This is a genomic window from Azospirillum sp. 11R-A, from assembly GCF_049472615.1.
Classification (GTDB): Bacteria; Pseudomonadota; Alphaproteobacteria; order Azospirillales; family Azospirillaceae; genus Azospirillum; species Azospirillum palustre.
Map to the genome: position 1 here is coordinate 209,985 of NZ_JBCEBL010000001.1, position 13,535 is coordinate 223,519.

At 67.8% G+C, this 13,535-nt stretch carries 16 protein-coding genes; 9 read left to right on the top strand and 7 right to left on the bottom strand.

The features are described 5' to 3' along the window. From lgt to VH569_RS01060, 4 genes are all read left to right on the top strand, one after another. Complete coding sequence (gene lgt, locus VH569_RS01045) at positions 1–822, top strand: prolipoprotein diacylglyceryl transferase (RefSeq protein WP_376956858.1); 822 nt, start codon at positions 1–3, stop codon at positions 820–822. A 4-nt stretch (positions 823–826) separates the two neighbouring features. Then, on the top strand, positions 827–1,960 hold the full coding sequence (locus tag VH569_RS01050; protein ID WP_423313310.1) for a class I SAM-dependent methyltransferase: 1,134 nt from the start codon (positions 827–829) through the stop codon (positions 1,958–1,960). A gap of 142 nt (positions 1,961–2,102) precedes the next feature. Beyond that, positions 2,103–2,870: a peptidoglycan editing factor PgeF gene (gene pgeF, locus VH569_RS01055; RefSeq protein ID WP_395459299.1), complete on the top strand. Its 768-nt coding sequence runs from the start codon at positions 2,103–2,105 to the stop codon at positions 2,868–2,870. 202 nt (positions 2,871–3,072) lie between these two features. After that, complete coding sequence (locus VH569_RS01060; protein WP_109047245.1) at positions 3,073–4,008, top strand: ribose-phosphate pyrophosphokinase; 936 nt, start codon at positions 3,073–3,075, stop codon at positions 4,006–4,008. Positions 4,009–4,080: 72 nt separating this feature from the next. Here VH569_RS01060 and VH569_RS01065 read toward each other — a convergent pair whose 3' ends face one another. After that, on the bottom strand, positions 4,081–4,290 hold the full coding sequence (locus tag VH569_RS01065) for a helix-turn-helix domain-containing protein (RefSeq protein ID WP_109047246.1): 210 nt from the start codon (positions 4,288–4,290) through the stop codon (positions 4,081–4,083). Positions 4,291–4,383: 93 nt separating this feature from the next. Between VH569_RS01065 and VH569_RS01070 the strand changes: the two genes are divergently transcribed. Beyond that, positions 4,384–5,046: an XRE family transcriptional regulator gene (locus VH569_RS01070; RefSeq protein WP_423313313.1), complete on the top strand. Its 663-nt coding sequence runs from the start codon at positions 4,384–4,386 to the stop codon at positions 5,044–5,046. Positions 5,047–5,166: 120 nt separating this feature from the next. After that, the gene (locus VH569_RS01075) at positions 5,167–5,454 is read left to right on the top strand and encodes a hypothetical protein (RefSeq protein ID WP_109047248.1); all 288 of its coding nucleotides are present in this window, start codon (positions 5,167–5,169) and stop codon (positions 5,452–5,454) included. 6 nt (positions 5,455–5,460) lie between these two features. Here the strand turns inward: VH569_RS01075 and VH569_RS01080 are convergent, their stop codons facing one another. Further along, the gene (locus tag VH569_RS01080; protein ID WP_377808874.1) at positions 5,461–5,850 is read right to left on the bottom strand and encodes a carboxymuconolactone decarboxylase family protein; all 390 of its coding nucleotides are present in this window, start codon (positions 5,848–5,850) and stop codon (positions 5,461–5,463) included. A gap of 290 nt (positions 5,851–6,140) precedes the next feature. Here VH569_RS01080 and VH569_RS01085 point away from each other — a divergent pair, with 290 nt between their 5' ends. Next, the gene (locus VH569_RS01085) at positions 6,141–6,935 is read left to right on the top strand and encodes a TorD/DmsD family molecular chaperone (protein ID WP_423313316.1); all 795 of its coding nucleotides are present in this window, start codon (positions 6,141–6,143) and stop codon (positions 6,933–6,935) included. 170 nt (positions 6,936–7,105) lie between these two features. Then, on the top strand, positions 7,106–9,283 hold the full coding sequence (locus VH569_RS01090) for an ATP-binding protein (RefSeq protein WP_423313318.1): 2,178 nt from the start codon (positions 7,106–7,108) through the stop codon (positions 9,281–9,283). Here VH569_RS01090 and VH569_RS01095 read toward each other — a convergent pair. Next, positions 9,267–9,518 carry a hypothetical protein gene (locus tag VH569_RS01095; RefSeq protein WP_377808870.1) on the bottom strand — a complete coding sequence of 84 codons (252 nt, stop codon included), beginning with the start codon at positions 9,516–9,518 and terminating at the stop codon, positions 9,267–9,269. The genes VH569_RS01090 and VH569_RS01095 overlap by 17 nt on opposite strands. 174 nt (positions 9,519–9,692) lie before the next feature. Then, the gene (locus tag VH569_RS01100; protein WP_042443767.1) at positions 9,693–9,917 is read right to left on the bottom strand and encodes a hypothetical protein; all 225 of its coding nucleotides are present in this window, start codon (positions 9,915–9,917) and stop codon (positions 9,693–9,695) included. 416 nt (positions 9,918–10,333) lie between these two features. Here VH569_RS01100 and VH569_RS01105 point away from each other — a divergent pair, with 416 nt between their 5' ends. After that, positions 10,334–10,702: a hypothetical protein gene (locus tag VH569_RS01105; protein ID WP_423313321.1), complete on the top strand. Its 369-nt coding sequence runs from the start codon at positions 10,334–10,336 to the stop codon at positions 10,700–10,702. A gap of 4 nt (positions 10,703–10,706) precedes the next feature. Here the strand turns inward: VH569_RS01105 and VH569_RS01110 are convergent, their stop codons facing one another. From VH569_RS01110 to VH569_RS01120, 3 genes are read right to left on the bottom strand one after another with little or no spacing between them, the layout of a single operon-like run. Next, positions 10,707–11,666, bottom strand: a complete 960-nt coding sequence (locus VH569_RS01110) for an ATP-binding cassette domain-containing protein (protein ID WP_423313323.1) — start codon at positions 11,664–11,666, stop codon at positions 10,707–10,709. Beyond that, complete coding sequence (locus VH569_RS01115) at positions 11,663–12,658, bottom strand: HlyD family secretion protein (protein ID WP_423313325.1); 996 nt, start codon at positions 12,656–12,658, stop codon at positions 11,663–11,665. The genes VH569_RS01110 and VH569_RS01115 overlap by 4 nt, the downstream gene beginning before the upstream one ends. Next, positions 12,655–13,392, bottom strand: coding sequence for a TetR/AcrR family transcriptional regulator (locus VH569_RS01120; RefSeq protein WP_423313327.1), 738 nt, complete (start codon positions 13,390–13,392; stop codon positions 12,655–12,657). The genes VH569_RS01115 and VH569_RS01120 overlap by 4 nt, the downstream gene beginning before the upstream one ends. Between the last annotated feature and the right edge of the window lie 143 nt (positions 13,393–13,535).

The following is a 13,535-nucleotide window of genomic DNA, read 5'->3' on the forward strand; positions in this document are numbered from 1 at the left end:
ATGCTCGCCACCCTTCCCGTCGTGGCCTTCCCCACCATCGACCCGGTCGCCTTTTCCGTCGGCCCGGTCGTCGTCCGCTGGTATGCGCTGGCCTATCTGGCCGGTTTCGTGCTGGGCTGGCGCTATTGCCTGGGGCTGGCGCGGCTCGATCCCGACCGCCGGCCGAACCCCGAGGAGTTCGACGACTTCCTGACCTGGGCGGTGATCGGCACCATCCTGGGCGGGCGGCTCGGCTATGTGCTGTTCTACAACCTGCCCTATTATCTGGAAAACCCGCTGGACGCGGTTCAGGTCTGGCATGGCGGCATGTCCTTCCACGGCGGCATGGTCGGCGTGCTGACCGCGATTGCGCTGTTCTGCTGGCGGCGCGGCATCTCGCCCTTCGTCTTCGGCGACATCATCGCCGCCTGTGCGCCCATCGGGCTGTTCTTCGGCCGCATCGCCAACTTCATCAATGGCGAGCTTTATGGCCGGCCGGCCCCCGATTTCGCCTATGCCATGGTGTTCCCGCGCGACCCGTTGCAGGTGCCGCGCCATCCCAGCCAGCTTTACGAGGCTGCCCTGGAGGGCGTGGTTCTGTTCATCCTGCTGGCGATCGCCATCCGCAGCCCGGCGCTGCGCAACCGGCCGGGCACCATCGGCGGGCTGTTCCTGATCGGCTACGGCCTGTCGCGCATCACGGTTGAGTTCTTCCGTGAACCCGACCCGCAGTTGGGCTTCCTGTTCGCCGGCGCCACGATGGGGCAGCTGCTGTCGCTGCCGATGCTGGCAATCGGCCTGTGGCTGGTCCTGCGCGGCCGGCGTCATGCCATCCCGGCCTGACGCCATGGCGGACGAAAGCGCCGGTCCGGAAACGCTGGCCCGCCTGCTGGCCCGCCGCATCGTGATGGACGGCCCGATGAGCGTCGGCGCCTTCATGGCGGAGGCGCTGGGCCATCCGCGCTTCGGCTATTACATGTGCCGCGACCCGTTCGGCAGCGGCGGCGATTTCACCACCGCGCCGGAAATCAGCCAGATGTTCGGCGAACTGGTCGGGCTCTGGTGCGTCGACAGCTGGGCCAGGCTGGGCGGTCCCGCCCCCTTCCATCTGGTGGAGCTGGGTCCCGGCCGCGGCACGCTAATGGCCGACGTGCTGCGGGCGGCGGCGGTGCTGCCGCTGTTCCGCGACAACGCCATCGTCCATCTGGTGGAAACCAGCCCATCCCTGCGGGAGCGGCAGCGCCAGACGCTGCACCCCATCCTGGGCGACGCGGTCCACTGGCATGACCGGCTGGACGATGTGCCGGACGGCCCGACCATCCTGATCGCCAACGAGTTCTTCGACGCCCTGCCGATCCGTCAGGTGCAGAAGACCAACTATGGCTGGTTCGAGCGGCTGGTCGATGTCGAGCCCGCCAGCACCGAGGACGATCCGCGCTTCCGCTTCGTGCTGGAGGCCTTCGGCAGTTCCGGGAACCGGCTGGTACCGGATGCTTTGCGCGAGGCGCCCGACGGCAGCGTGGTCGAGGTTTCTCCCGCCTCGCAGGCGGTGGCGCGGCTGATCGGCACCCGGTTGGCCACAGCCCCCGGTGCGGCGCTGGCCATCGACTATGGTTACGCCCACGGCCCGGCGGTCGGCGACACGCTGCAAGCGATGCGGCGCCATGCCTACGCCCCCGTGCTGGAAGCGCCGGGCGAGGCCGACCTGACGGCCCATGTCGATTTCGCCGCAATCGCCGCCGCGGCGCGGGAGGGCGGCGCCCAATCCTTCGGCGTGGTCGAACAGGGGGAATGGCTGACCCGGCTGGGCATCCGCCAACGCGCATCCGCCCTGGCGGCGAAGGCCCACCCGGCCCAGGCGCAGGACATCCGCGGCGCGCTGGACCGCTTGATCGATCCCGCGCAAATGGGCAGGCTGTTCAAACTGGTCGCGTTCGCCACGCCCGGAGCCTTCGCCGACTCTCCCCCGGCCGGCTTCTGACCGGCGGACGCGGAAACCGGGTCAGAGACACCGCACCATAACCGCCAGAAACACAATCCGGGCGGACCGTGCATCGCGTCCCCTGCCCTGTCGGGCATAATTGCCGGGCATGGGGGCCACAGAACAGGGAAGGACGGCGTTCGTGATCACACTCGGCGCGCTGAACGACATCACCCACATTCGACACGCCTTTTTCACCCGCACCGGCGGGGTGTCCACAGGGCTTTACGCCTCGCTGAACTGCGGGCTGGGGTCCAACGACTCCGCCGCGGCCGTGCATGAGAACCGCGCCCGTGCCGCCGCGCGCATGGAAGTGACGCCCGCCAACCTCATCACCTGCCATCAGGTCCACAGCCCGACCTGCGTCGTGGTGGAAGAACCCTGGACGCCGGAAACTGCGCCGAAGGCAGACGCCATGGCGACCCGGCAGTCGGGAATCGCGCTGGGCATCCTGACCGCCGACTGCGCGCCCGTCCTGTTCGCCGACAGCAAGGCGCGGGTGATCGGCGCCGCCCATGCCGGCTGGAAGGGCGCCAAGGGCGGCGTCATCGAGGCGACCGTCGCCCGCATGGTCGAGCTGGGGGCCAAGCCGAACCGGATCGTCGCCTGCATCGGCCCCTGCATCGCCCAGCGCTCCTACGAGGTGGGGCCGGAATTCCCGACCCCGTTCGAGGAGGAGGACGCGCGCAACCGCGACTACTTCGCCCCCGCGCGCAAGCCCGGCCATTTCCTGTTCGATCTGGCGGCCTACGTCACCCGCCGGCTGGGCGACTCCGGCGTCACGGTGATCCAGCGCTGCCCCAACGATACGGTGGCCGAGGAGGATCGCTTCTTCAGCTATCGCCGCTCCTGCCTTCGGGGAGAGGCGGATTACGGCCGCGGCCTTTCGGCCATCGTCCTGCAGAACTGAAACGGCGCGAACGGGTGGGCGGAACGGCCATGGTCATGCCGCCCGCGCAGGGCGGCATTCCCCAATGGGGAAAGACACGACCGTCATGGAACGTTTACATGGGGCCGACCCTTTGTTATGGTCCGCCCCGTTTTCAAGGGGCGCCGGCGCGCAAGCGGCGAACGTGCCTTGAGCCGTTTCCCTGCAAAGAGAGCCGACCCCGATGAAGGTGCTTGCCGGCAACAGCAACCGTCCGCTGGCCGAGGCGATCTCCACCTGTCTCGGCGTGCCGCTGACCAAAGCCAGCGTCCGCCGTTTCTCCGACATGGAGGTTTTCGTCGAGATCCTGGAGAACGTGCGCGGCGAGGACGTGTTCGTCGTCCAGTCGACCTCGTTCCCGGCCAACGACAACCTGATGGAACTGCTGGTGACGATCGACGCGCTTCGGCGCGGGTCGGCCCGGCGCATCACGGCGGTCATCCCCTACTACGGCTACGCCCGCCAGGATCGCAAGACCGGCCCGCGCACGCCGATCTCAGCCAAGCTGGTCGCCAACCTGATCACCCAGGCCGGCGCCAACCGCGTGCTGACGATGGACCTGCACGCAGGCCAGATCCAGGGCTTCTTCGACATCCCCACCGACAACCTGATGGCCGCCCCGGTCTTCGAGAAGGACATCCGCCAGTCCTTCGAGAACATCGGCGAGGTCACCATCGTATCGCCGGACGTCGGTGGCGTGGTGCGCGCCCGCGCGCTGGCCAAGCGCCTGGACGCCGATCTGGCGATCATCGACAAGCGGCGTGAGCGCGCCGGCGTGTCGGAGGTGATGAACATCATCGGCGATGCCGACGGCCGCCGCTGCATCCTGATCGACGACATCGTCGACTCGGGCGGCACGCTGTGCAACGCCGCCGTCGCCCTGATGGAAGCCGGTGCCAAGTCGGTCCACGCCTTCTGCACCCACGGCGTCCTGTCCGGCGGTGCGGTCGCCCGCGTCGCCGTGTCGCCGCTGGAGCAGCTGGTCACCACCGACAGCATCCAGGCGACCGAGGCGGTGCGCGTGTCGCGCAACATCCGTCAGCTGACCATCGCCCCTCTGCTCGCCGAGGCCATCATGCGCATCAGCGAGGAGCGGTCGGTGTCGAGCCTGTTCTCGTAAGAGCGGCAGCGTTACAGGAAAGGCCCTTTCCCACCGGGAGAGGGCCTTTTTTGTTGCGCGCGTTTTGCTCCATCACCCCGCTCCCTGCCCGTCACCCAGCCCATGGAAGTCGTTCGCCGTCACCTGTCCGCCGGTGGCAGCGGCAATTCGGGCCATCACGGCGGGACGGGGAACGCGGCGGCCATGGCGGTAACGGTTGACCGTTGCCTGGCTCGTCCCGATCAGGGCGGCAAAGGCCTCTTCCTTGGTTGCGGTCCGGTTGAGCCAATCGTCGAGCGTCATACCGCAATGGTTTAGACCAGGCAGGCTTCTGCGCGCAACTGGATTTATTCCGTTGCGATGGACTTTCCGAAGCCGTTTTGGTATGAACGACTCATGACCACAATGCGCGAACTGCGGCAGGCCGCCGGGCTGAGCCAGGAAAAGCTGGCCGAGATGGCCGGCACCTCCCAGCCACAGATCAACAAGCTGGAAACCGGCCAGCGCAAGTTGACCGTCGACTGGGCGGTCAAGCTGGCCGGGCCGTTGGGCGTCGAGCCTGCGGTTCTGCTCGGTCTCGACGGGCCAGCCGCCACGACGGCCCAGACGGCTTCCATGCGCCCAGCCCGCCCGTCGCTTCCGCCGCTCCTCCGCACAGCACCGCTTCCGCAGGCTGCGGCCTCGATGCCGGTGCGGGCGGCGGCGCGCGGCGGCGTGGATCAGGAAATGTTTCTGGAAGACGGCCCCATCGACTGGATCGCACGGCCCGATTACCTGAAGAACGCGCGTGATCCCTACGCCATGTATGTGGTCGGCGACTCGATGATGCCGCGTTTCCGCCCGGCGCAACTTCTGCACGTCAACCCGCACAAGCCGCCGGCGGCAGGGTCCGGGGTGGTGGTGGTCAAATGCAACAAGGCGGTGCTGGTGAAGGAGTTCGTGCGGCGAGGCCCCGACATAGTGATCCTGCGCGAATACCGGCCGGCCGACCGCGAGTTTCCCGTTCCGCTCGAAGAGATCGACACCCTGCACACCGTGGTCGGCTTGCAGGAGCCCTGAGCGGCATACCGCAACGGTATCGGCTTTTCCTAGCTCAAATAGTCCAATTTGGACTATTCCTTCGTTCGGCGAAGCGACGGACATCTCCGGCGCACCACAGTCGATCGAGGAGACAAGGCCATGCCCCAGCTCTATCCGCGCTTCCATCCCGGCCCGTCGGGCGGGCGGCTCGACAGCTTCAGCGAGCGCGGCGCCCACGAACTGGCCCGCCGCATCCGCACCGCCTGGGCCAACATCGGCTGGGATGTGGAGGTGCGGGTGGAGCGCATCGCCAGTGAAGAGTTGGGCGACGGCCGCAGCACCGCCCACTTCACCGTTCGCAGCGACCTGATCAACGGCCTGCCCCAGCGCCGCCTGTCCCAGCGCCGACCGGACGAGGCGGCACGGGCGCTGCCGCGCGCCGCCTGATGCGGCTCACTTCAGCCGCTCGTCCAACTCGACCTGATAACCGACGGCAAGGCGGTTGGTCTCGTTCGCCATGCCCACCACCGCAATCAGTTCGCCGAACTGCGCGTCGGTCATGCCCAGCCTGCGCGCCGCCGCCTCGTGCGAGCGGATGCAATACTGGCAGTTGTTGGTGACGCTGACCGCGACGAAGATCATTTCCTTCACCAGCGGGTCGAGCGCACCGGGCGCCATCACTTCCTTCAGGCTTTCCCAGGTCCGTGCCAGGGTCGGCGGATGGTGGGCGACCGCCTTCCAGAAATTGTTCACGTCGGGGACGTTGCGCGCCGCCTTGATGTCGTCGTAGACGGCGCGGACCTCCGGGGTGGCATCGGCCTGTTCGATCAGGGGAAGCGGCATGGTGACGGAAACTCCTGCGAGGGACGGTGACTTGCGATAAGGCAGGACATCGTGTCGCAAGGCAACAGCCGGTCCACGTCTTTCCCCCGTCCATCGGCCAAGTTGACCAATGCTTGTCCCGCTGGTAGTAGAGACTTGCAACAGATCGCGTAAACGTTCGGACGAACACTCCGCCCGGAAGCCGCGGCGCTGGAAGAAATCCATAAGACACGAAATCCATTCGTGCAGCGTTCCCATGCGGCCCGGCCCCGGCACATGTCCGGTCCGGCCCGAATGCCGGGAGGAACAGCGTGGACAGCACGGTTCTAGAGGCCGCCTTGCCGCCCCATCGTCAGGACGGCCATCATCAGGATGGTGCCGGCATCACAAGTGCCCCCGTTCCCAATACCCTCGATCTGGCCGCCTCCTCCCAGGGACTGCGTCTTCTCGTCCGCCTGCATGCCGAAGAACCGACCGCCGCCCTGCTGGAGACCTTGCGGCGCGACCCGGTCGGCCGCGGTCCGCTGGCGCTCGACCGCGACGACTCCCAGCAGGCCGCCGCGCTGGTGGACGAGGTGGTGAGCGATCTGCCGGACCGGATCACCCACCGCAGCCTCGCCCCGCTGGTCGCCGATTTCGCCGCCATCCATATCAATGGCGGGCTGCGGGCCTGTCCGACCGAAGGTCCGTGGCTGGAGGAGAGGTTGCGGGACGATGCCGCCGCCTCCCTGCTGCGCTGGCGCACCGGCCTGGAGGCGGAACTGCGCCTGCCGCCGCTGGACCGGCTGCCGGACGACCACGTCGCGGCGGAACTGGCCGTTCTGGCCGCGCTGCTCGACCGCGGGCGCACGCTCGACGCCGTCCGCTTCCTCGACCGCCACCCGCTGCGCTGGATGCCGGATTTCTGCAGCCGCGTCGCAACCCGGTGCCGCGAACCCTTCTTCGCCGGCATCGCCATCCTCACCAATGCCCATCTCGACGATCTGCGGGACCGGCTGGGCGATCTGTGCGGGCTGCCCCGCCCGGCCGATGACGGTTCCGATGTCCGCCGGCGCCGACGCTGGACGGAAGGGCGCTTTCCCCGCGCCTGCACCTGCGATCCGTAAACGGCCGAACTGCGAACCGCCATCGCCGCCCTGCCTTAAAGTCAGAGTTGCCCACCCTTCGATGCTTCGGCCATGGTGACCGGAACGGGGTTAGACCGACGGTCTGCCCAGTGGCCTGTCCTGTGCCGCCGATGGCCGGCAAGCTTCCTTTTTCCTGGCAATGGTTGGTGATGCCCGTTCGCAACCTCGACAGTCGGACCGACCGCAGGGGGGCCCTGCGCCTTCTGCGCCTGCTGCTGGCTGTGTCGGTCGCGCTGCCGCTCGTGCTGTTCGCCGGCATCGGCTGGCGCGAGCGGTGGGAGGCTCAGGACGAGGCCGAGCGGAACAGCAGCAAGAACGCCCTGATCCTGCACGAGCATGTGCTGAAGGTGTTCGACACCATGTCCCAGGTGCTGGACCGGGTGGACGAGCGCATCCATGGACGCAGTTGGCGCGAGATCGCCGAGTCGGAGCCGCTGCACCGCTATCTGAAGACCCTGGAAGGCGAGCTTGAACAGATCGGCGCCATCGGCCTGACCGATCCCGACGGGTTCGTGCGCAACTCCAGCCTCGTCTTCCCCGCACGCAACAGCTACATCGGCGACCGCGCGGATTTCCGGGAGCAGCGGGAACAGGACTCCGGCCTGCTCATCGCCGGCCCGGTCGTCGACCCCACCAGCGGCAAACCCAGTTTCGGCATCAGCCGGCGCCGCAGCGGTCCCGGCGGTCCCGACGGCAGTTTCGACGGGATGATCGCCGCCATCGTCGATCCGGACTATTTCGCCAGCTTCTACCGGCGGATCATCGGCACCGAAGGGGAATCCATCGCGCTGATCCGCGACGACGGCGCGATGCTGATGCGCTTCCCGACCCTCGACCCGACGCGGCCGAACGCGACGCTGCCGACCCTGCCGGCCGACCGCGGCCTGCGCGCCGAGATCCGCCGCCAGCCGGACGAGGGAGTTTTCCGCACCGGCAACAGCATCGTGCAGGGTCTGGAGCGCGTGTTCGCCTATAAGCGGGTCGGCGCCTTCCCGATCTACGTCGTCTATGGGCTGGATGGGACGCAGGTCACCCGGTCCTGGTGGCGGAACATGGCGCTCGACGCCGCCTTCGTCGCCCCGGCAACGCTGGCGCTGGCACTCATCGCCTGGCTCGCCTACAGCCGCGCCGCTTCCGAAAGCGCCGCGGTCCGGCGCTGGGCAGAGGAGGTGCGCAACCGCGAAAGGCTGGAAGAGGCGCTGCGCCAGAGCCAGAAGATGGAGGCGCTGGGCCAGTTGACCGGCGGGGTGGCGCATGATTTCAACAATCTGCTGACCGCAGCACTCGCCAATCTGCATCTGCTGTCCCGCCATCTGCCCGCCGACGGCCAACGCTTCCTGGGCGGGGCGCGGACCGCGCTGGAGCGGGCGGAGAAGCTGACCCGGCAACTGCTGTCCTTCTCCCGCCAGGATGCCGTCAACCCGACGGTGGTCGATCTGGGCGACAGCCTGCGCCGGATGGCCGACCTGCTGGAACGCTCCATTCGGGCGGACGTCGTGCTGGAGTGGGACATCGCCCCGGTGCCGATGGCGGTCGCCGTCGATCAGGTTCAGTTGGAAATGGCGGTGCTGAACCTGGTTCTGAACGCCCGCGATGCCATGCCCGGCGGCGGCCGAATCCGCATCGCCGCCGCGCCCGGTCCAGAGCCGCGCACCGCCCGCATCGAGGTTTCCGATTCCGGCGCCGGCATGCCGCCCGATGTGATGGCCCGCGCCTTCGACCCCTTCTTCACCACCAAGGGAGTCGGCAAGGGAACGGGGCTCGGCCTGTCGATGGTCTATGGATTCGCCCGCCAGTCCGGCGGCAGCGCCACTATCGACAGCCGGCCCGGCGAGGGCACACATGTGTGCATCGACCTGCCGCTGACCGACGCCCGGCCGGAGGAGCCGGCCCCTGTCCCGGCGGCCCCGGTCGCGGACATCCGCCCGCTGCGCATCCTGGTGGTGGAGGACAATCCGCTGGTGCTGATGGCGACGGTGGAAGGACTGACCCAGGAAGGCTTCTCGGTCGAGACCGCGGAAGACGGCGTCACGGCGCTGGCTCTGCTGGAGACCGACCGAAACTTCGATCTTGTGGTGTCGGACGTCGTGATGCCGGGCGGCGTTTCCGGGATCGACCTTGCTCGCCACATCCGCGAGCACTGGCCGCAGCTGCGGGTCCTGCTGGCCTCCGGCTACAGCCCCGAATCGCTGGCCACCATGGGCGCCGACACCGCATCGGTGCTGGCGAAGCCCTTCACCCCCGACCAGCTGGCGGTGCGAATCCGGTCGCTGACCCGGACCGGACCGGGCGGCGGTGCGGCGGACGGGATCAGGTCAGCGCGCTGACGAACATCGGCGTCCACAGCGCCATGCACCACACCAGGCCAAGGCACAGGCCACGGGTCAGATCGTCGAAGGTCGGCTGCTCCAGCCGGTTCAGCTTCCACATCGCGTTGACTTCGCCCGGCGTCAGCGGCCGGTCGCCGGACTCGGTATCGGGATCGAAATCGGACTGAACCGTACGGCGATCGGTCTGCTCACGGCTGGCGGCTGCGCGCCGTTCGGGGTCGCGTGACAGCATGGCTGGGGCCTCGCATCGATAGCGGAATGCCCAACAAGTTTGTGCCCGCCACCGCCGGCGACCAGCCTTCCTTCCGTCCACGCCGGAATTTTGTCGACATACGAAAAAAGGCCGCCATCCGCTGGACGGATGCGGCCTTTTCGCCAAGCGTCCGGCCGGATCGGCCGGAAAGGATCACTTGCCGGGACGGATCACCGGGGTGAGCTGGTCGCCCCAGTTGCCGGTCTCGTTGTGGTAGCGGGCGGTGCGCATCAGCTCGACCGTCACGCCGGCCTCAACCGCCTTGACGACGGCGTCGTTCAGGCGGTGCAGGTTGTTGGCGACGATGCGGATGGCGCTTTCCTGCTCCGGCGTCAGTTCCGACCGGTCATCCGGCGGCGCGTCCTTGAAACCCGACATGCGTTGTTCCTTCCCCTGGATTGGGACCGCCCCGGCGGGACCGGCTGCGGTCCAGAACTTGGTCATGATCTTGACCGGCCTTTCCGGCCGGTTTTCATCATGTACCACATTGTGTGCGCCGCGACAAAGAGCACGACGCGCCAAGCGCTTGCGACCATTGGCCTCTTGCAACCGGCAAACCGACGCCAGGGCGGCGGCGCAATCCCATGGCGGCCGACGCCCTGGCGTTGCGGCGGAATCGGCCGGTCGAAGGTCCCGTCCATGCCGGACACTCCGCCAAAGGTTGTTTTCTTACAAACAAAAGAAATAATGCTTCAGTGTTGCAACAAACTCTTGGATTAACTCAATGGTTGACGATCCTCGATTGCGATGCACAGATTTCACCACGATCCAATTTCCCCCCTACGGAGATCATCTTGAAGAACGTTGCTGCCAAGGCCCTGCTCGTTGCGTCCTCGCTGTTTCTGATGCATGGCGCGGCGTTTGCCGGCCAGCAGGACTTCACGATCGTCAACAAGACCGGCTACCCGCTGAAGCACATCTATGTTTCGGAAAACAACAACAACAGCTGGGACGAGGATATCCTCGGCCGCGACGTCCTGAACGACGGCGAGTACTTCGAGGTTGCCTTCGCCAAGGCCGAGAGCACCTGCAAGTGGGACATGAAGGTCGTCTATGACGACGGCGAATCGGCGGTGTGGCAGGGGCTGAACCTTTGCCAGCTCTCCAAGCTGACGCTGAAGTGGAACAAGAGCACCGGCGTCACCTCGGCCCAGACCGAGTAATCCGTCACCGGAAATTGTCGGTGCTGCGGTTCATCAGATGGATGAAGACGTCTTCCAGCGTCGGTTCCGTCGCGGTGATCCGCAGCTCCGGCTGCCCCATCCAGCGGGCAAGCGCCCGGTCCAGGGCTGAGGCGTTGGTTCCGCTGACATGCAGGCGGCTGCCGAAGACCGCCACCATCTCCACTCCCGGCTGACCCTCCAGCGCTGCGGCGATGCGGTGCAGGCCGCAGCCCGCGACCAGACGGGTGTGCAAGCCCGACCCGGCAATCACCTGATCGACCGTTCCGTGCGTCATCAGCGTGCCGTAGGCGATGTAGGCGATGCGGTGACAGCGTTCCGCCTCGTCCATGTAATGGGTGCTGACCAGAACCGTCAGACCCTCGCCGGCCAGCCGGTGAATCTCATCCCAGAATTCCCGCCGTGCCTTGGGATCGACGCCCGCCGTCGGTTCGTCGAGCAGCAGCAGCTTCGGCTCGTGCAGAATGCAGGCGGCCAGCGCCAGACGCTGCTTCCAGCCGCCGGACAACTCCCCCGCCAACTGCGTGCGACGGTTGGACAGGCCCAGCCGGTCAAGCGCCTCCACCACCCGCCGCCGCCGGTCGGGCAGGCCATACATGCGGGCGACGAAGTCCAGATTCTCGGCGATGCTCAGATCCTCCCAGAAACTGAACTTCTGGGTCATGTAGCCGACCTGCCGCTTGATCGCCGCACTCTGCCGCCGGATGTCGAGGCCAAGGCAGGTGCCCTCCCCCGCATCGGGGGTCAGCAAGCCGCACAGCAGCCGGATCGTCGTGGTCTTGCCCGACCCGTTGGGGCCGAGAAAGCCGTAGATCTCGCCGGTTTCCACCCGGATCGACACATCGTCGACCACGGTCTTGCTGCCGAAGCGCTTGACCAGACCGCGCACGTCGATGGCCGGGCCGTCATTGGCCGCAGAGCTTTCCGCCGAGCTATCCACCGTCATTGCCCCGCCCCTGCCGGCCGGACATCCGCCAACCAGACATCGACCGGCAGTCCCGGATTCAGCGGCCGGCCCAATGCCGTCTCCATCCGGGCCTCCACCCGGAAGACCAGCTTCTCCCGGCTGCCGACGCTGTAGATCACCGGCGGGGTGTATTCCGCCTGCGAGGCGATCCGTGTCACCCGTGCGGACAGGCCGGCTGGACAGCCGTCGCAACGCACCGACAGGGCGCCGCCCGGCACCACACCCGCCAAGGCGGTTTCCGGGACGAACAGCACCAGCTTCACCCGCTCCGGCGGCAGGAGCGACACCACCGGGGAGCCGGCCGGCACCCACTCGCCGGGATTGTACAGCGTGTCCTCGACCAGGGCCGCCACCGGGGCGACGGGAGCCAGATCGGCCAGCCTCCGCTCCGCCTGGGCAAGCGCCGCCTCCGCCTGGGTCACCGCCTCATCGGCAGCCCGCAACTGTTCGGGCCGGGCCGGCAGGGCGGCGACCGCCAATTGGGCATCCGCCTCCGCCAGTTGGCCACGGTCGCGGTCGAAGGCGGCGCGCGCCTGATCGAGCTTGTCCGGGGACGAGACCTTGCGGGCGACCAACTCCTGCTGGCGGGCCAGTTCGGCGGTGGAGTAGCGCAGCGCCGCCTCCGCCCGCGCCTTCTGCGCGGTCAGCACCGCCACCTCCTGCGCCCGCTTGCCGGTGGCGAGGTCGGCGCGCTGTGCCCGCGCCTGGGCCAGCGCCGCCGCCAGCCGGTCGCGCTCGGCCCTGGCGGTGGCACGGTCGATGGCGAACAGCGGCGCTCCTGCCGCCACCTGTGCCCCGCGGGCGACCGACAGGCTTTCCAGCATGCCGGCGCTGGGAGCGGCGATGCGCAGATACTCCCCCTCGACGTAGCCATGGGCGAGCGGCGGCGTCCCGCCGGCCGCGATGGGCAGCCCCACCGCCAGAGCGATGGCCACCAGCCCGTCCAGAAGGCTTCCGAGAAAGCCGCTCATGGCGCATCCTCCCCCGCTCCGGCCCGCCCTGTCTGCTCATCCGCATCACGCAGCAGCACATGGCGCAGGTTGTCGATGTGGACCTCCACCAGCGCCGCCACGTCCATGGGCGGTTCGCCATCGACCCCGTCGAAGGAGGTTCGCCACACGGCGCTCATCAGCAGCGGTGCGACGATCAGACGCACACTGGGATCGAGCTCCATCGGACGGAACTCTCCGCTCTCCATGCCCCGCCGCAGCAGGCCCCCCAAAACACCGAAGCCGCGGCGGATCACCTCGCGGTGGTAGAAGGCGGCAAGCTCGGGGAAATTGCCGGCCTCGGCGATCACCAGCCGTGGGATCACCGCCATGCGCGTCGTGGCGATCAGCCGCGCCACCATGCGCAGCAGCCGTTCCAGCACCGGAAAGCACGGCCCGCCGGCCGAGGCGACCAACGCTTCGGCCTGTTGCAGGTTCGGCAGGATGGCGGCGCGGATCACCGCCTTGAACAGCTCTTCCTTGCTGGGAAAGTAGAGATAGAGCGTGCCCTTACTGACCCCGGCGCGGGCCGCCACCTCCTCCAGCCGCGCGGCGGCGAAACCGCGGTCGGCAAAGACCTCCATCGCGGCGGCGACGATCTCCTGCGGCCGGGCGTCCTTACGGCGGCGCCAGCGCGGCGGTTCGCCGGACGCCGCCGGATCGGAGGCGAGAGCGGGGCGGGAATCGGGCGGAGGACCGGATTTGCGGGAGGGCATAGTGCGCCTCTCTTTATAACTGACCAGTCAGTTATTAACATGATCCGGCCGTTCCACCAATGGCTAAGGTCATTGTGCGCCGCAATAGAATCTATGCAAAAGGTCTTGCCTTTCCGCGAGCAGTCACGGACACTTTCCACCGG